We start from the raw sequence: 16,063 nt of genomic DNA, 5'->3' as shown, positions 1-16,063 counted from the left end.
TCTAAAGCGGTGTATATCCCGTCGAAAAACGTCATTGGCAGGACTTTTTCCCTGTTCACGTCTTGTTTGCCGGTTTTGCCGCGCGTTTCGGGCTGGCGGTGGTCTTGCGTTTGGCGGGCTTGCGTTTGTTTTTCCAGGGTGTGGCGCCACTTCCCGCGGGGCTGGCCGGACCGCTGATAGTCAGGCTCAACCCGCTGCAACGGCTGACCTGCTTGCTCATCCACGCGGCCTGCTTGGAGACGAATTCTTCCAGGCTCATTTCACCGCTTTGCACCATGTCCAGCGCCTGCTCCCAAATGGCCGTGGTGCCGGGGTCGGCAATTGCCCGTGGTACGGCATCAATCAGGCTGAACGCCGCGGGTGTCGCGGACAGGGCCTTGCCGTTTTTCACCAGATAACCCCTATCCAGCAAACCCTGGATGATCCCGGCCCGGGTCGCTTCAGTGCCGATGCCGGTGGTGTCCTTGAGTTTCTGCTTGAGCAACGGGTCTTCCACCAGCTTGGCGACGTTCTTCATCGCCTTGATCAGGTCGCCTTCGGTGAAGGGCTTCGGCGGCTGGGTCCACAGGTCTTTCAGGTTGACCTTCGCCACCGCGTAGTCCCGACCTTGTATCAGTGCCGGCAAGGGCTGTGGTGCGGGCGCCTCGCGGCCTTTGCTCGGTGCCAGGGCTTCGGGCAAGGCCCGTTTCCAGCCTGGCTCGACGATAACTTTGCCCACCGCCCGCAAGGCTTCGCCCGCGCAGTCGAAATCTGCCTGGGTGCGGTCGTACTCGTGGTTGGGCAGAAACTGCGCCAGGTAGCGTGCGCGAATCAGGGTGTAGACCGCGCGATGCTTGCCGGTCAGTTGGCCGAGGTCCTTTCCCGCGCCTGTGGGGATGATGCCGTGGTGGGCGCTGACCTTGGCATCGTTCCAGGCCCGGGAGCGCCGCTGGGCATCCATGTGTGGCATCAGTGCGTTGACTGCCGGATCGGCCCGGCCCAGCGCCGCCAGAATCTTTGGCGCATCGCCGTGCTGGCTGACGGGCAGGTAGCCGCAGTCACTGCGCGGGTAGGTGATGACCTTATGGGTTTCGTAAAGGGATTGGGCGATATCCAGGGTTTCCTGGGCGCCGAGGCCGAGTTTTTTCGAGCAGATTTCCTGCAAGGTGCCAAGGTCGAAGAGCAGGGGTGCCACTTCGCGCATGCGTTCGGTACGCAACTTGATCAACCGCGCGCTGGCGGCGTTGCTCATTGCCGTCGCGGCCTGTTGCGCCAGCTGCGGATTGAGGCAGCGGCCCTGATCGTCACAGGCGTCTTCGGTGGCGCGCCATTGGGCGGTGAAAGTGATCGAGTCATGTCGCAGCTCGACATCGATGGCCCAATAGGCCACCGGCACGAAGTCGGCGATGCTGCGGTCGCGGTCCACCACCAGGCGCAGGGTGGGGGTTTGCACGCGGCCGACTGGCAATACGCCCTGGTAGCCGGACTGGCGGCCCAGCAGGGTGAACAGACGGCTCATATTCATGCCGATCAGCCAATCGGCCCGCGAACGTCCGAGGGCCGAGTGGTAGAGGCTGAAGGTTTCGGCGCCGGGCTTGAGGACCGCCAGGGCCTTGCGGATCGAGGCGTCGTCCAGTGCCGATAGCCACAGCCGCTGGATTGGCCCGCGATAACGGCAGTGCTCAACCAGCTCCCGGGCAATCATCTCGCCTTCACGGTCGGCGTCGGTGGCAATTACCAGTTCCTGGGCTTCCCCCAGCAGGCGCTTGACCACCTTGAACTGGCTGGCGGTCCTGGGCTTGACCAGCATCTTCCATTTTTCCGGGACGATGGGCAGGTCGGTCAGTACCCAGCGCTTGTAGCGGGCGTCGTAGGCATCGGGCGGAGCGGTTTCCAGCAGGTGGCCGATGCACCAGGTCACTGTGACCCCGGCACCCAGCCAGCAACCGTCACCACGGCGGCTGGCGCCGAGCACGGCAGCGATATCCTTGGCCTGGGACGGTTTTTCACAGAGGAACAGCCGCATGGTCACCACATTCGTTACGAAGTTGAATGGGGAGCAGGATGGGCAATGGAAGGGATTTGAGCAACCTTTATCTGGATGGATGTACAGCTAAAAGCTTCAAGCTTCAAGCTGCAAGTAAAAGCCGACTCGCTCTTACTTGCCGCTTGAAGCTTACCGCTTGAGGCTCAATTATTATCTATGTCCACATTCTTCGTTTCTTTCAGGAAAATCAGCCCGACGATCAAACTCACCCCAGTAATTACTACCGGGTACCACAGGCCATAGAAGATATCGCCGGTGTACACCACCAGCGCAAACGACACCGTCGGCAGGAAGCCCCCGAACCAGCCGTTGCCGATGTGATACGGCAAGGACATCGAGGTGTAGCGGATGCGTGTCGGGAACAGCTCCACCATCAGCGCTGCCAGCGGGCCGTAGCACATGGCGGCGATCAGGATCAGGGCGACGATCAGCACCACCACCATGGTTTTGTTGACCTGCGCCACATCCGCCGAGGATGGGTAGCCTGCCAGGGTCACGGCGCCACGCAGGGCCGCTTCGTCGAAGCCGTCGATACGCACCTCGCCCACACTCACCTGGGCTGTGCTGCCCGCCGGAGCGGCGGCGCTGTTGTAAGGCAGGCCCTGTTTGACCAGGAAGGTCTTGATCTTGTCGCATGGGCTGTCAAAACGTGCCTTGCCTACCGGGTCGAACTGGAAGGTGCAGGTGGCCGGGTCCGCCAGCACGGTGATCGGTGCCTGTTGGCTGGCCTGGTCCATGGCCGGGTTGGTGTAGTGGGCCAGGCTCTTGAAGATCGGGAAGTACAGCACGGTAGCCAGCAGCAGGCCGACCATCAGTACCGGTTTGCGCCCGACCTTGTCAGACAGCCAGCCGAAGAAGATAAAGAACGGCGCACCGATCACCACGCTGATGATCAGCAGCATATTGGCCAGGGCCGGGTCCATCTTCAGGAACTGGGTGAGGAAGAACAGCACGTAGAATTGCGCGGCGTAGAAGGTCACAGCTTGGCCAGCGTTGATGCTGAACAGGGCGATCAGCACCACCTTGAGGTTTTCCCACTTGCCGAAGGACTCGCGGATCGGCGCCTTGCTAGCCTTGCCTTCCTCTTTCATTTTCAGGAACGCTGGCGACTCGTGCAGGCTCATGCGAATCCAGGTGGAAATCCCCAGCAGCACGATCGACAGCAGGAACGGCAGACGCCAGCCCCAGACTTCGAATTGGTCACCGGTGAAATAACGGCACGCCAGCACCACCAGCAGCGACAACAGCAGGCCGAGGGTAGCGGTGGATTGAATCCAACTGGTGTGGAACCCGCGCTTGTCGGCCGGAGCGTGCTCGGCGACGTAGGTCGCGGCGCCGCCGTATTCACCACCCAGGGCCAGGCCCTGGAGCATACGCAGCACCACCAGGATTATCGGTGCGGCGATGCCGATGCTCGAATAGGTTGGCAGCAGGCCGACACAAAAGGTCGCCACACCCATCAGGATGATGGTGACAAGGAATGTGTACTTGCGCCCGATCATGTCGCCGAGGCGGCCAAATACCAGCGCGCCGAACGGTCGCACGACAAAGCCGGCCGCAAAGGCCATCAGGGCAAAGATAAACGCCGTAGTGTCGTTGACTCCGGCAAAGAACTGCTTGCTGATCACCGCCGCCAGGGCGCCATAGAGGAAAAAGTCATACCACTCGAACACGGTCCCCAGGGACGAGGCGAAGATGACTTTTTTGGTTTCGTTGCTGGTTCTCGCGCTGATCGCGGAGTCCAGGGGTTGAGCATGCTCTGACATTGGGTATCCCTCACAGTGATTATTTATTGTTGTTCCACTGTCGACGCTGTGTCGGCGTCGCCGCACCACCTCCCCCTGTAGGAGACGGGGGTGCTCAGATTGCCGTAACCAGTTCTCTCTCTGGGGCGAGGCTCCTTGTGTCGGGGGACAGGATCAGATGCGCGGCTTTTTCCGCGATCATCAGCGTCGGTGAGCAGGTATTGCCGGAGATGATGCGCGGCATGATCGAGGCATCAGCGATACGCAGGCCGGGAACACCATGAACCCGCAGTTGCGCGTCGACCACCGCATCTTTATCGCTGCCCATGCGGCAGGTGCCCACCGGGTGGAAGATGGTGGTGCCGATCCGCGCGGCAGCTTCTTGCAGTTGTTCGTCGCTTTGCAAGGCGTCGCCGGGCAGGTACTCCACCGGCTTGAATTGGCTCAGGGCCTGGGCGCCGACGATGCGCCGGGTCAGGCGAATGGCGTCGGCGGCGACCCGCAAGTCTTCCGGGTGGCTCAGGTAATTGGGCTGGATCAGCGGTGCATCCTTGGGGTCGGCCGAGCGGATATCGATACGTCCGCGGCTTTGTGGGCGCAAGTCGCAGACTGATGCGGTAAAGGCCGGGAAGGCGTGCAACGGTTCGCCAAAGCGTTCCAGGGACAGCGGTTGCACGTGGTATTCGAGGTTTGCCGAGGTCTGTTCCGGCCCCGACCGGGCAAACGCGCCAAGCTGGCTGGGAGCCATGGACAGCGGGCCGCTGCGGTCATAGAGGTAACGCAGGCCCATGCCCATCTTGCCCCACAGGGTGCCGGCGATCTGGTTCAGGGTTCGGGCGTTTTCCAGCTTGTAGATCAGCCGCAGTTGCAGGTGGTCCTGCAGGTTACCGCCGACACCGGGCAATTCATGCAGCACGTCGATACCCAAGGGCTTGAGTACGCTGGCCGGGCCAATGCCGGAGCGTTGCAGGATGCCGGGCGAACCGACGGCACCGGCGCACAGGATAATTTCCTTGTGTGCCCGCCAGGTGACTGGCTGGCCGTGCTGGCGCCCGATAACCGCGCTGGCCCGGCCGTTTTCCAGCAAGACGCGGTCGACTTCAACCTCAGTCAACACCGTCAGATTGGGCCGTTGCCGAATCGGCTTGAGAAAAGCCTTGGCCGCATTCCAGCGCACACCGGCTTTCTGGTTGACCTGAAAGTAGCCGCAGCCTTCGTTGTCGCCCTGGTTAAAGTCGTCGATGCTGGCGATGCCACTTTGCTTGGCCGCCTCACGAAAGGCATCGAGGATTGGCCAGTGCAAGCGCTGCTGTTCGATGCGCCATTCACCGCCATTACCGTGAAATTCGGAGCTGCCAGCAAAATGGTTTTCGCTTTGTTTGAACAGCGGCAACACATCGTTCCAGGCCCAGCCGGTATTGCCTTCAGCGGCCCAGCCGTCATAGTCCTGGGCCTGACCACGCATGTAGATCATGCCGTTGATCGAGGAGCAGCCGCCCAGCACCTTGCCCCGTGGGTAGCTCAAGGCGCGGCCTTGCAGGCCTTGTTGGGCCTCGGTCTTGAAGCACCAGTCGGTGCGCGGGTTACCGATGCAGAACAGGTAGCCGACGGGGATGTGAATCCAGGGGTAATTGTCGCGACCGCCAGCTTCAAGCAGCAATACGCGATGGGCGGGGTTGGCGGACAGTCTATTGGCCAGCAGGCAGCCTGCGGGACCGGCGCCTACCACTACGTAATCGTATTCAGCAGCTGCAATGGGCATCTGTGGTCTCGCTTGTTTTTCTTATTGGCACCATCCTAGTTGTTAGTTTTCGTCTTAAAAATGTTAGTTTTTACCCAGCTGCTGTGCGTTTTTAGACAGTGCTGCTTTTAAGGGCGAGAGGGGAGGCGACATGTTCGATTGGAATGATCTGCGGTTCTTTCTTGAATTACAGCGCAGCGGTCGCCTGCTCACGGCGGCGCAAAGACTGAAAACCACGCACGCCACCGTGGCCCGGCACATCGAGGCCATCGAAAAAAGCCTCGGCACCGCACTGTTCGTCCAGCACGCCCAGGGTTATGAACTGACGCCGTCCGGCGAAGCGCTGCTCAAGCATGCCGAAGCCATGGAAAACGTCGCGCTGCTGGCCGAAGATGAGTTGACCCATTGCGCCGCGCCCCTGGGCAAAATCCGCCTCGGCGTGGCGGAAGGCCTGGGGGTGATGTTCCTCGCCGGTCGCATGGGCGGCCTATTCGAACGTTATCCGGGGCTGGAAGTGGAGCTGCTGGCAGTACCGCGTTTTGTCAGCATCCTCAACCGCGAGGCGGAAATCAGCATCCACCTGGAGCGGCCCAGCGCCGACCAACTGGTGACCCGTAAACTCACCAACTACCGCCTGGCCCTCTACGCCAGCCGCAGCTACCTGGAACGCACCCCGCCTATTGAAAAACGTGAAGATCTGGCCGTGCATGCCTGGATTGATTACGTCGACGACCTGCTGTTCAGCCAGGAACTGAAACTCCTCAGCAGCTTTTGCCGCAACCCTAGAGTGGTATTCCATAGCACCAGCGTCATCGCTCAGCACCAGGCGGCGCGCTCGGGGTTGGGGATCGCGGTGCTGCCGTGCTTCATGGCGGCAGGTGATCCGGACCTGGTGCCGCTGCTGCCGGAGGAGAGCATCCAGCGCAGTTACTGGATCAGCTCCAGGCGCGAGCTGCACAAGTCGGTGAGGTTGCGGGTGTTGTGGGATTACGTGGTGGAGTTGTGCGCGCGCGAGCAGGGAGTGTTGTTGGGGGAGTAGTCTCAGCCCCGCAGCTCAAACTCGGCGCTGCCCAGCCGTTCACCATTCACCAGCACATGCACGGCATGCTTGCCGGGGTAGTGCTTGCGTGTGGTCAGTTCACGAATATGTTGGGCGCGGCGCAGGGTGTGGTGTTCACCGGGGCCAAGGGTAAATGACTTCAGCTTGAACACCTTGGATGCACTGTGGCCGGCGCTTTTCACATAGTCGATGGCGTAGTCGACCACCAGCTTTTGCGGGCTGTCGGCGATGGATTCCAGGCAGAAGGACAGGTTGATCCGCTCTCCCAGGTTAATCACCGCAGGCTCGACTTTGAGCTGATGAATCTTCACCTCGGCCTTGGCCCCCGCGCCGATGATCGTTAATGCCCGTGTGTTGCCCTGCTTGATCAAGCTGCGCAAGGCATGCCGGGCGATCCAGGCGGTGTGGGGATTGTCCAGGGACCAGCCTTCGATCAAGGTCAGCACCCAGTCCGGGTGGTCCTTGGTGATGTCGTTGAGGTGATTGGCCACGGACTTGCGCACGTACAGGCTGTTGTCGGCCTTGAGGTTGTCGAGGATCGAGGCGCAAAGGCTTGGGTCCGCTTGCACCTGAGCCAGGCGGAACGACCACGGCAGCCTGGGTCGTGCCCCTTCACTGGCGAGCCGTCGTACGTGTTCGTTGTCATCCTGCGACCACTCGTGCATCACCGCCAGGGTGCGGTCGAAATCCTTGAGCAGAAAGTGCCGCACGGCAAACTCGGCGGAGCCAAAGGTGGTGAAATACTTGAGCGCCGCCATGGAGCGCTTGAAGTCGTGGGCGCCATAGCTCGCCACGTAGTGCGCCAGGAACAGGCTGACAAAACCGCTGTTCAGCCGTGGCGCCAGGGCGTACAGCAGCTTGAGCGATTGTGGGTAATCCTGCGGGATCACTGCATGCAGGCTTTCGCTGACCCGGGCCATGCGCTGCATCACCGACAACTCGGCCAAGCCCTGCTTGGCATGCTTGAGAAAACCCTTGGCGTCGAACGCCGGGTACACCGCCGTCATCTGCGTGGCGATGTGTTGCAGGCGTTCGACGTTGAAGATTTCCTTGAGGGCAGGAGCGCTTTGGTCAGTCATGGACAAGTCCGCAGGTACTTGGGGATGCCCGGAAGGCTAACCATCAGCGCCTAGAGATACCAGCGATATTCCCGCGCATTGATCTCCTGCTGGAAGGCCAGGTGATCCTGGCGTTTATTTTCGCAATAGACGTCGACAAATTCCGCACCCAGCCCTTCGCGCAGGGCCGGTTGGTGCTGCATGGCGCGCACCGCTTCGAGCATCTCCAGGGGGAAATTCGTGCCGCTGTTACGGTCCTCATTCAGAGGTGCGATGGGTTCGCGAGCCGCTTGCAGGCCGTGCTCAAGCCCCACCAGGATCGCCGCTAGCACCAGATACGGATTGGCGTCGGCACTGGCCAGGCGATGCTCGATGCGCAGGTTGCGTGGGTCGGACTCGGGAATGCGTACGCAGGCGTCGCGGTCTTCATAACCCCAACAGGCTTTCGTGGCTGCATTGACCGTACCGCCCAGGCGGCGGAAGGCGTTGTGGTTGGGGGAGAAAATCGGCATGCAATGAGGCAGCAGTTCCAGGCAACCGGCCACGGCATGGCGCAACGGTTGCTGCTGGTGCGCCGCCAGCAGGTTGTTGCCCGCGGCATCGTAGAGGCTGACATGCACATGCATGCCACTGCCCGGATGGTGCAGGTATGGCTTGGCCATAAAGCTGGCGCGATAACCATGCTTGAGAGCCACGCCACGGGTGCTGCGGCAGAACAGGGCGGCCCAGTCGGCAGCGCGCAGGCCGTCGTCGAGGTGACCGAAATTGATCTCGAACTGGCCGGGGCCCAATTCGGCGGTGATCACCGTAATGTCGATGCCCTGGGCCTGGGCAGTTTGCACCATGTCATCGAGCACCGGGGCAAAGCGCGACAGGCGTTCGATGTGCAGGTTGGGTTGGTCGTCAGGGTCATCGCTCAACGGGTCGCGGGCAAATTGCGGCAGGCCGTCAGCGAGTTTTTTATCGAGCAAGTAGAACTCCAGCTCGAAGGCCACCACCGGGTGAATGCCCTTGCGCTGCAAGCGTTCCAGGACCTTGGCCAATACCTCGCGGGGTTCGAATTCGATGGGCGCTTCGGTGCCATCGGAGGTGATCAGCATCTGCCCCAAGGGTTGCGCTTCCCAACTCACCGGCTTGAGGGTGCCGGGCACCAGGCGCCGATTGGCGTCCGGGTCGCCGTCGTGGAAGCAATAGTCGCCGATCTTGAACAGGCCGCCCTGAACCCCCAGCAGCACGGCATTTTGCGGCAGCTTCAAGGGACTGCCGGCGGCGACTTTTTCCAGCATTTCCACCGGGTAGCGCTTGCCATAAAAGTGCCCTGGAATATCCAGGGAAATCAGGTCGACGTAACGCACGTCAGGGTGGTTCTGGCGAAAAGTCCGGACTTCGGCCAGCAGCGTGGAAGACTTGCTTTGCACGGGTGACGCTCCTTTGTGTGCCGTGATCGGCGCTCAGTTATAGACCCACAGCACGCGGGCTGGCAGGTCGGTCAGGTTGCCGTAGCGGCAATGGGCAAAACTGGCCAGGTGAAAACTGTCGCCGGGGCCCAGCGTGACCGACTCGGCCTCGCCCTCGACCCACAGCGTCAACTCGCCCTCCAGCACGTAACCGGCCTGTTCGGCGCGGTCGCTCATGGTCTGTTCACCACTGTTGGCGCCGGGTTCCAGCAGGCTGTCGAGGATCGAAAAAGCACCCTGCATGCTCGGCGAGACGAGGATGTCGGTGATCCCATTGGCGTAATACACCGTGCGCCGCTCGTTAGGGCGGGTCACCCAGTTCACCGCCTTGGGCTTGGACAGGCTGTAGAAATAGGTAGTGGGCACGTCCAGCGCGTGGCTGATGGCAGTCAAGTCGGCCACCGTCGGACGGGACAAACCGCGCTCGACCTGGGACAGGAAGCCGACGGAGCGGTCGATCTTTTGCGCCAGTTGGGCCAGGGTGAGCTTCTTGTACTTGCGCAGGTCGTGGATCAGGATCGCCAGGGCGTCGAGTTCTTCTTGTTTGTCCATGGGGGAGGCGCCGTGAAATTATCTTTAATAAATTTCATGAAAAATTACATCATTAGTTTCATGTGCGCAATGACGTCAGCACATCAAATAGAAATGTTGCCTGGCCCACCGCTATCGCAGCCTCGCTGAAGCTCGACAGCTCCCATACCGAATCTGCTTCGCTGTCGACCCCATTTAAATTTTGCATAAATGCATAGGTCAGCATTTTTTGCCGCTCAACTTGCGTTAAGGTACCTGCGCCCGCTGGCTGCAATGGCTCCCTGGGCGATCGACTTAAGGACATGAGAGCAGGATGCTGGCCACCATAAAAAACTACCCCCGCACGGTTAATCTACTGCTGTTAGCCACGCTGATTCTCACGCTGGCGAGGGCGATTACCTTTCCCTACCTGGTGATCTACCTGTCCAGCCGTTTTGCCCTGGACATCAGCCAGGTCGGCCTGGTGATTGGCAGTTCACTGATCGTCGGTTCCCTGTTGAGTGTGTACGGCGGCTTCCTGGTGGACCGGGTCAACAGCTATCGGCTGTTGCTTGGCCTGAGCCTGGTGTTTGTGCTGGGCTTTGTCGGCACCGTGCTGGCGCGAGACCTGTGGTTGTTTTACAGCTGTCTGATCCTGATCAACCTGGCTTATGCGGTGATTGATATCGCGGTGAAGTCCGGCTTTGCCAGCCTGCTGCCTGAAGCGGCGCGCAGCGAAGTATTTTCCATCAAGTACACCCTGACCAATATCGGGTATGCGGTAGGCCCGGCGCTCGGGGCAGTGGTGGCCAAGCTCGATATCAGCCTGCCGTTTGTGCTGTCGGCGGTACTTGGGGCGGGGTTTTTCTTGCTCTACTGGCGTTGGGGCGACAGGTACCTCACCACCGTCGACATCACGCAAAAACCGGTGTCATTCCTGGCGGTGGGTGGCTTGTTATTGCGCGATCACCGGCTGGTCTGCTTTACCGTCGGCGGCTTGCTCAGCGCCGTGGTGTTCGGCCAGTTCACGGCCTACTTGTCCCTGTACCTGGTGACCACCACCACTGCGCAATACACCTACACCATCATCAGTTCGGTGGTAACCACCAACGCACTGATGGTGATCAGCCTGCAGTATTTTATTGGCCGGCGTATTTCCCATCGCCACCTGAGTCGCTGGCTGATCCTGGGCCTGGGGATGTTCATGCTGGGGGTGATCGGTTTTGCGCTGGCGACCACTGTGTGGTGGTGGGTCCTGGCCATGGCGATTTTCACCGTGGGGGAAATTATCGTGTTTCCCGCCGAGTACATGTTTATCGACCGGATCGCCCCAGACCACCTGCGGGGCATGTACTACGGTGCGCAAAACCTTTCCAACCTTGGCGCTGCGCTGGGGCCGGTATTGTGCGGGCTGGTGCTGGCCAGCCTGCCGGCCCACTATATGTTCTACATGCTGGCGGCGTTTATTGTCGGTGGGGGCTTGTTCTACTTTATTGGTGCGTCGATACGCTCTGATCGGCCAGATTGACCTGCCCTACGGTATTGCTTTGCAACTCGTAGCGCAGTTCTTCGATCATGTTTTCTACGTCTTGCGGGTTTTTCAGCTTGTTGATGCTGATTCCTGTGACCACCAGGTCCACCCGGCCGCTTTCTGCATCAAAGACTTTCAAGGTCAATGACGCATCGCGGCACAGGGTGAATTCGCAGTTCAGAGGCAGCAAGCCTGCTTCGATGCAGTTGCGCAGTTGCGAGAGGGTAAACATGCGGGCGCCCTCAGCGACGACGTAACAATAGGCCCAGGACCAGGCCCACACCGGCAACAATCGCCACGGTGGCAAGCGGTTTGTTTTTGGCGAAATCACCGACGCTATCCAATGCATCGCCGTAGGTTTGCTGCAATTGGCCGGCGGCCTGGCGGGCAACACCTTCGGCTTGAAGCTGTTCGTCACCGGTCAACTCACCGAAGAAACCTTGTGCCTTGCCTGCGACTTTTTCGACGGTGCCTTTGACCTGTTCGCTTTTCATGGTGTTCTCCTTCAAGGGCTTATGGCACAGGCTCTGAAGCCTGTGCTTACCCTTCAAGGTTAAGGAGTAGACAACTGCTGAATAAGGCGAATTTGCACTGATCGCACTAGTGCATTTGCACCTTATTTCTTACTTTTCAACCGCCGTTCGCCGGCAAATAGCCCGCGTTCACGCGCCCAGACAATGGCGGCACTGCGGCTGTGCACGCCAAGTTTGGAATACACCGTGGCCACATGATTGCGCACGGTGTTGGGCGCCAACTTCAGGCGCAAGGCGATTTCCTTGTCGGCCAGGCCTTCGCAGATCAACCCCAGTACGTCGCGCTCCCGGGCGGTGAGGTCGGTGAAGGAGACGCTCGGCAAATCGGGGCTGTTGACGCTCTTGGCGTTGGCCAGTTTTTCGATCAGGGTCTGGCTGAACCAGGAGGCGTCCTGCATCACTTCCTCGATGGCGGCCACCAGTTCAAGCTCCGAGCGTTTGCGTTCGGTGATGTTCATCAGCACCAGCATGTAGCAGGGCACGTCCTGGATGCTGACGGTGTCGGCTGACAGCACGCAATCGATCACCTCGTTGCCTTTCTTGCGCACCTTGAGGTCCAGGCCGTCGAGGTTGCCGGCTTTTTCCAGTGCAGCGAACAACTGTGTGCAGGCCTGGGGGCTGTCGATAAAGTCGATGTTTTCGATGGATTTGCCGATCAACTCTTCACTGGTGTAGCCGGTGATGGTCATGAAGGCTTCGTTGATGTCCACCACCTGCTGGTTGGCAGCGCAGCACACCAGCGTCGGCACCGGTGTCAGGCGGAAGGATTTGGCGAAGCGCTCTTCACTCTGGCGCAGGGCAATTTCGGCCTTGCGCCGGGGCTCCAGGTCAGTGAAGGAAAACAGCATGCAGTCTTCCTCGTTCATATCCAGGGGCTGGCCGGCGACGATTACTAGCTTGCTGCCGCCTTTGGGCAGCTTCAGCTCGGCCTGCATCTGCGGGATGGTTGCACCTTCGCCCAGGCGCTGGATCGCCAACTCCTTGCGTTCAGCCTGTTCCAGCACGTCCAGTTCGTACACTGAGCGGCCGATTACTTGGTCGCGGTTGTAGCCGGTCATCTCCAGGAAACCCTGGTTGACCTTGATGTAGCGCAGGTCGCTCAGGCGGCAGATCACCGCCGGTGCCGGGTTGGCGTTGAAAGTCTTTTCGAAACGCTGTTCAGCACTGGCCCATTCGGTAGCATCGCTGAGGATCAGTACCAGCAGCTCTGGCTCGCCAGCAGTGTCAGTGAGCACCAGGCTGCGCAGGCGATGGACCCAGGTTTTTTCGGCGTTACCGGTGGGGGTGACTTCCACCACCACGTCGCTGAATTCCTCACCGTCCGCCACCCGGCTCAGCGGGTAGCTCTCCAGCAATAGCGGGTGGTTATTGCGGTAGCGCAAGGCGAAGCGCGCGGCATATTCCCTGGTATTGGCGCCCAGCCCGGCGATGCTACCCACGCCGTGCATGGTCAGCGCGGCGTCGTTGGCCCAGAGGATGGTCTGGTCGACCTCGGCGAGAATCACTCCGTCGGACAACCCGGAGATGATCTGCTGCAATTGGCGGCGATTGGTTTCTTTGGCGAGGACGGCCTGGCTCATGGTTTCTCCGGGGTAGGTCGCATGAGAAGTACGACATCTGGGCCTCAGGATAGTGCAGAGAAAGTCCTGGGCGTATGGCGATTGCTACACGAGGGGTGCCGCTGGCCTGATTGAATCGGATGATCATTCCCATGCAGAGTATGGGAACGATCAAAAATGTCTCGAATTGGATTTTTCCTGCGCTTGCCAAAACCAGCTGATTCTGGGAAAACCCCGGTCTGTGCAAACCCAACGAGATCCCCCATGAACAGCGAAGATCTACAAATCACCGACGTGCGCTTGGGCGACGGCAAAACCGTGGTCAAGGGCGCCCTGATCACTACGCAATACACCGGCACCCTGGAAGATGGCACGGTGTTCGATTCATCCTGGGAGCGCGGCAAGCCGTTCCAGTGTGTGATCGGTACTGGCCGGGTAATCAAGGGCTGGGATCTGGGGTTGATGGGCATGCAGGTCGGCGGTATTCGCACGTTGTCCGTGCCGGCGCACCTGGCCTATGGCGAGCGGAGCATGGGCGCGCATATCAAGCCCAACAGTCATTTGCGCTTCGAGATCCAATTGCTGGAAGTGCTGACAAGGGATGATTGAGGAATAGGTGGGGTTGGTGTTGCGGGATCGAACGCACGCGCCTTAAAAGATTGTTCGACCGTTCACCACCATTCCCTTGAACCTGCGGCAGCGCTGCTGGTACTGTATAAAAAACCAGTATCGGTGCCCCTCATGCAGTTGATCGAAAAGCTCAGCATCCTTGCCGATGCCGCCAAGTACGACGCGTCTTGCGCCAGCAGCGGTGCGCCCAAGCGCAGCTCCGAGGGCAAGGCGGGGTTGGGTTCGACCGATGGCATGGGGATTTGCCACAGCTATACGCCGGATGGGCGCTGCGTGTCGTTGCTCAAGGTGTTACTCACCAACTTCTGCCTCTACGATTGCCAATACTGCGTCAACCGCCGCTCCAGTGACGTGCCCCGCGCGCGGTTCAGCCCGGAAGAAGTGGTGACCCTGACCCTGGATTTCTACCGGCGCAATTGCGTCAGCGGGCTGTTTCTCAGTTCCGGGATCATCCGTTCGGCGGACTACACCATGGAGCAACTGGTGCGGGTGGCCAAGCTACTGCGCGAAGAGCATGACTTTCGCGGTTATATCCACCTCAAGACCATCCCCGAAGCCGACCCGGCGTTGATTGCCGAGGCTGGCCGCTATGCCGATCGGCTGAGCGTGAATATCGAGTTACCCACGGACAAGAGCTTGCAGATCCTCGCGCCAGAAAAGCAGATTGTCTCGATCAAACAGGCAATGCAGACCATCTTTACCGGCGAGCAAACGGTCCTCAACGAACCCCGCTCGCCGCGTTTCGCCCCGGCCGGGCAAAGCACGCAGATGATTGTCGGCGCCGATGACACTGACGACAGCACCATCCTCCACAGCGCGGAGTCGTTGTACGGCAATTTCAAATTGCGCAGGGTTTACTACTCGGCCTTCAGCCCCATCCCCAATAGCCCGAAAAGCGTGCCCCTGGCCGCGCCGCCGTTGATGCGCGAGCACCGTTTGTACCAAGCGGATTTCCTCTTGCGCAGTTATGGTTTCAGCGCCAGCGAGCTGTTTCAGGGCCCGGGGCACCTGGCCCTGGATATCGACCCCAAGCTGGCCTGGGCCCTGGAACACCGCGATGTATTCCCCCTGGATTTAAACCGCGCCGAGCCGACGCTGATCGCGCGAATTCCCGGGATTGGCCTGCGCACCACCCAGCGTTTGGTGGACCTGCGCCGGCAACGCAAGATCCGTTATGAAGACCTGGCACGGATGCGTTGCGTGCTGAGCAAGGCCAAACCATTTTTCATCACCAGCGACTACCACCCACAGCAGGCGGAAAGCACCAGCGTGCTGCTGCGTGAGCAACTGCGGGACCGCCCGCAACCACAACAAATGGGGTTGTGGGGATGATCAGCCTGGAATGCGACAACCTATTCAGCACGTGGCGCGAGCAGGCGCGCTGGCTACTCAGCCATCAGATTGATCCGAGCCATGTGAGCTGGGGCGAGGCAGAAGTGGCTGACTTGTTTGCTACCGACGAGGCGTATCCGGCACACGCGGGACCGTTCCAGGCACGGATTCCCAAGGCGCTGTTGGAACTGTTGGAGAGCGCCGCCTGTTATCACGGTGAACAGCGCTGGAGCCTGCTGTATGAAGTGCTGTGGCGCGTCAGTCATGGTGATCGCACGGCGATGCTGGCGGGGGACAAGCTGGGCAGCGAGTTGCATCGGCGGTTGAAGCAGGTGCAGCGTGAGGCTCATCACCTGCATGCCTTTGTGCGGTTCATCGCGTTGCCCACGGCGGCGGGGCCTGAGTTGCCCGAGTACGTGGCGTGGCATGAACCGGCCCACGACATTCTGCACAGCGCGAGCCAGCACTTTGTTGGGCGAATGGGCCGGCATCGCTGGTTGATCGCCACGCCTTTGGATGGGGTGTATTACGACGGCCAGCAACTGATTCATCAGCGCAGTTGCCCGCCGCAATGGCGGCAGTTGGCGCAAAACGTCGAAGACCCCCACAGCGCCATGTGGCTGACCTACTACAGCCATATCTTCAACCCGGCACGGTTGAACCCCAAAGTCATGGAAGGGCATTTGCCCAGTCGGTTCTGGAAGAATCTGCCGGAGGGCAAGTTGATACCGGGGTTGATCAGTGAGGCTCGCACGGGTAAGCAGCGGGATGGGCAGGCGAAGTTGATTGCGGCGCTGCCGGGCAAGCGGATTTCAAGCGGGCACGGTTAAGTGTGGGAGCCGGGCTTGCCCGCGATGCAGACGACTCGGTCCAGTAGCAGA

At 60.3% G+C, this 16,063-nt stretch carries 15 protein-coding genes; 5 read left to right on the top strand and 10 right to left on the bottom strand.

Features of this window, described 5'->3' with window-relative positions:
* Positions 1–55: 55 nt before the first annotated feature.
* The 3 genes from ACZRJ6_RS17325 to ACZRJ6_RS17315 form a co-directional block, all read right to left on the bottom strand.
* A complete protein-coding gene (locus ACZRJ6_RS17325; protein WP_463969364.1) occupies positions 56–2,005 on the bottom strand; it encodes a DNA topoisomerase III in 1,950 nt (649 codons plus the stop codon).
* A 164-nt stretch (positions 2,006–2,169) separates the two neighbouring features.
* Complete coding sequence (locus tag ACZRJ6_RS17320) at positions 2,170–3,792, bottom strand: MFS transporter (protein ID WP_463969365.1); 1,623 nt, start codon at positions 3,790–3,792, stop codon at positions 2,170–2,172.
* 94 nt (positions 3,793–3,886) lie between these two features.
* Complete coding sequence (locus tag ACZRJ6_RS17315; protein WP_463969366.1) at positions 3,887–5,533, bottom strand: GMC family oxidoreductase; 1,647 nt, start codon at positions 5,531–5,533, stop codon at positions 3,887–3,889.
* A gap of 130 nt (positions 5,534–5,663) precedes the next feature.
* Between ACZRJ6_RS17315 and ACZRJ6_RS17310 the strand changes: the two genes are divergently transcribed.
* A complete protein-coding gene (locus ACZRJ6_RS17310; protein WP_463969367.1) occupies positions 5,664–6,551 on the top strand; it encodes a LysR family transcriptional regulator in 888 nt (295 codons plus the stop codon).
* A 2-nt stretch (positions 6,552–6,553) separates the two neighbouring features.
* On the opposite strand, the gene ACZRJ6_RS17305 is transcribed toward ACZRJ6_RS17310, so the two are convergent.
* From ACZRJ6_RS17305 to ACZRJ6_RS17290, 4 genes are read right to left on the bottom strand one after another with little or no spacing between them, the layout of a single operon-like run.
* Positions 6,554–7,651 (bottom strand): DNA alkylation repair protein, encoded by a 1,098-nt coding sequence (locus ACZRJ6_RS17305; protein ID WP_463969368.1) that lies wholly within the window; start codon positions 7,649–7,651, stop codon positions 6,554–6,556.
* A gap of 50 nt (positions 7,652–7,701) precedes the next feature.
* Positions 7,702–9,048: a glutamine synthetase family protein gene (locus tag ACZRJ6_RS17300; RefSeq protein ID WP_463969369.1), complete on the bottom strand. Its 1,347-nt coding sequence runs from the start codon at positions 9,046–9,048 to the stop codon at positions 7,702–7,704.
* A gap of 33 nt (positions 9,049–9,081) precedes the next feature.
* Complete coding sequence (locus ACZRJ6_RS17295) at positions 9,082–9,639, bottom strand: cupin domain-containing protein (protein WP_133100401.1); 558 nt, start codon at positions 9,637–9,639, stop codon at positions 9,082–9,084.
* A gap of 58 nt (positions 9,640–9,697) precedes the next feature.
* Positions 9,698–9,844, bottom strand: coding sequence for a hypothetical protein (locus ACZRJ6_RS17290; protein WP_463993552.1), 147 nt, complete (start codon positions 9,842–9,844; stop codon positions 9,698–9,700).
* Positions 9,845–9,931: 87 nt separating this feature from the next.
* On the opposite strand from ACZRJ6_RS17290, the gene ACZRJ6_RS17285 reads away from it, so the two are divergent.
* Positions 9,932–11,125 carry an MFS transporter gene (locus ACZRJ6_RS17285; RefSeq protein WP_463969370.1) on the top strand — a complete coding sequence of 398 codons (1,194 nt, stop codon included), beginning with the start codon at positions 9,932–9,934 and terminating at the stop codon, positions 11,123–11,125.
* Here ACZRJ6_RS17285 and ACZRJ6_RS17280 read toward each other — a convergent pair.
* The 3 genes from ACZRJ6_RS17280 to ACZRJ6_RS17270 form a co-directional block, all read right to left on the bottom strand.
* Positions 11,088–11,360 (bottom strand): DUF1652 domain-containing protein, encoded by a 273-nt coding sequence (locus tag ACZRJ6_RS17280; RefSeq protein WP_463969371.1) that lies wholly within the window; start codon positions 11,358–11,360, stop codon positions 11,088–11,090. The two genes, ACZRJ6_RS17285 and ACZRJ6_RS17280, sit on opposite strands and share 38 nt — an antisense overlap.
* 10 nt (positions 11,361–11,370) lie before the next feature.
* The gene (locus ACZRJ6_RS17275) at positions 11,371–11,622 is read right to left on the bottom strand and encodes a CsbD family protein (RefSeq protein ID WP_463969372.1); all 252 of its coding nucleotides are present in this window, start codon (positions 11,620–11,622) and stop codon (positions 11,371–11,373) included.
* 122 nt (positions 11,623–11,744) lie between these two features.
* Positions 11,745–13,241 (bottom strand): PAS domain S-box protein, encoded by a 1,497-nt coding sequence (locus ACZRJ6_RS17270; protein ID WP_463969373.1) that lies wholly within the window; start codon positions 13,239–13,241, stop codon positions 11,745–11,747.
* Between the two features lie 243 nt (positions 13,242–13,484).
* On the opposite strand from ACZRJ6_RS17270, the gene ACZRJ6_RS17265 reads away from it, so the two are divergent.
* The 3 genes from ACZRJ6_RS17265 (at position 13,485) to ACZRJ6_RS17255 (ending at position 16,012) form a co-directional block, all read left to right on the top strand.
* On the top strand, positions 13,485–13,829 hold the full coding sequence (locus ACZRJ6_RS17265) for an FKBP-type peptidyl-prolyl cis-trans isomerase (protein WP_463969374.1): 345 nt from the start codon (positions 13,485–13,487) through the stop codon (positions 13,827–13,829).
* Between the two features lie 132 nt (positions 13,830–13,961).
* The gene (locus ACZRJ6_RS17260; RefSeq protein ID WP_463969375.1) at positions 13,962–15,182 is read left to right on the top strand and encodes a putative DNA modification/repair radical SAM protein; all 1,221 of its coding nucleotides are present in this window, start codon (positions 13,962–13,964) and stop codon (positions 15,180–15,182) included.
* Positions 15,179–16,012 carry a TIGR03915 family putative DNA repair protein gene (locus tag ACZRJ6_RS17255; RefSeq protein ID WP_463969376.1) on the top strand — a complete coding sequence of 278 codons (834 nt, stop codon included), beginning with the start codon at positions 15,179–15,181 and terminating at the stop codon, positions 16,010–16,012. Before ACZRJ6_RS17260 ends, ACZRJ6_RS17255 begins: the two co-directional genes overlap by 4 nt.
* Positions 16,013–16,063: the final 51 nt, after the last annotated feature.

The sequence above is a fragment of the Pseudomonas sp. C321 genome (assembly GCF_055407105.1).
Note: the sequence above shows the minus strand (reverse complement) of the source record. Positions and strands in the feature narration are given on the sequence as shown.

What these genes read in the sequence shown, in the direction of transcription:
- ACZRJ6_RS17325 (WP_463969364.1), bottom strand. Translation starts at nt 2,005, where the DNA reads ATGCGGCTGTTCCTCTGTGAAAAACCGTCCCAGGCCAAGGATATCGCT.
- ACZRJ6_RS17320 (WP_463969365.1), bottom strand. Translation starts at nt 3,792, where the DNA reads ATGTCAGAGCATGCTCAACCCCTGGACTCCGCGATCAGCGCGAGAACC.
- ACZRJ6_RS17315 (WP_463969366.1), bottom strand. Translation starts at nt 5,533, where the DNA reads ATGCCCATTGCAGCTGCTGAATACGATTACGTAGTGGTAGGCGCCGGT.
- ACZRJ6_RS17310 (WP_463969367.1), top strand. Translation starts at nt 5,664, where the DNA reads ATGTTCGATTGGAATGATCTGCGGTTCTTTCTTGAATTACAGCGCAGC.
- ACZRJ6_RS17305 (WP_463969368.1), bottom strand. Translation starts at nt 7,651, where the DNA reads ATGACTGACCAAAGCGCTCCTGCCCTCAAGGAAATCTTCAACGTCGAA.
- ACZRJ6_RS17295 (WP_133100401.1), bottom strand. Translation starts at nt 9,639, where the DNA reads ATGGACAAACAAGAAGAACTCGACGCCCTGGCGATCCTGATCCACGAC.
- ACZRJ6_RS17290 (WP_463993552.1), bottom strand. Translation starts at nt 9,844, where the DNA reads ATGCTGACCTATGCATTTATGCAAAATTTAAATGGGGTCGACAGCGAA.
- ACZRJ6_RS17285 (WP_463969370.1), top strand. Translation starts at nt 9,932, where the DNA reads ATGCTGGCCACCATAAAAAACTACCCCCGCACGGTTAATCTACTGCTG.
- ACZRJ6_RS17280 (WP_463969371.1), bottom strand. Translation starts at nt 11,360, where the DNA reads ATGTTTACCCTCTCGCAACTGCGCAACTGCATCGAAGCAGGCTTGCTG.
- ACZRJ6_RS17275 (WP_463969372.1), bottom strand. Translation starts at nt 11,622, where the DNA reads ATGAAAAGCGAACAGGTCAAAGGCACCGTCGAAAAAGTCGCAGGCAAG.
- ACZRJ6_RS17270 (WP_463969373.1), bottom strand. Translation starts at nt 13,241, where the DNA reads ATGAGCCAGGCCGTCCTCGCCAAAGAAACCAATCGCCGCCAATTGCAG.
- ACZRJ6_RS17265 (WP_463969374.1), top strand. Translation starts at nt 13,485, where the DNA reads ATGAACAGCGAAGATCTACAAATCACCGACGTGCGCTTGGGCGACGGC.
- ACZRJ6_RS17260 (WP_463969375.1), top strand. Translation starts at nt 13,962, where the DNA reads ATGCAGTTGATCGAAAAGCTCAGCATCCTTGCCGATGCCGCCAAGTAC.
- ACZRJ6_RS17255 (WP_463969376.1), top strand. Translation starts at nt 15,179, where the DNA reads ATGATCAGCCTGGAATGCGACAACCTATTCAGCACGTGGCGCGAGCAG.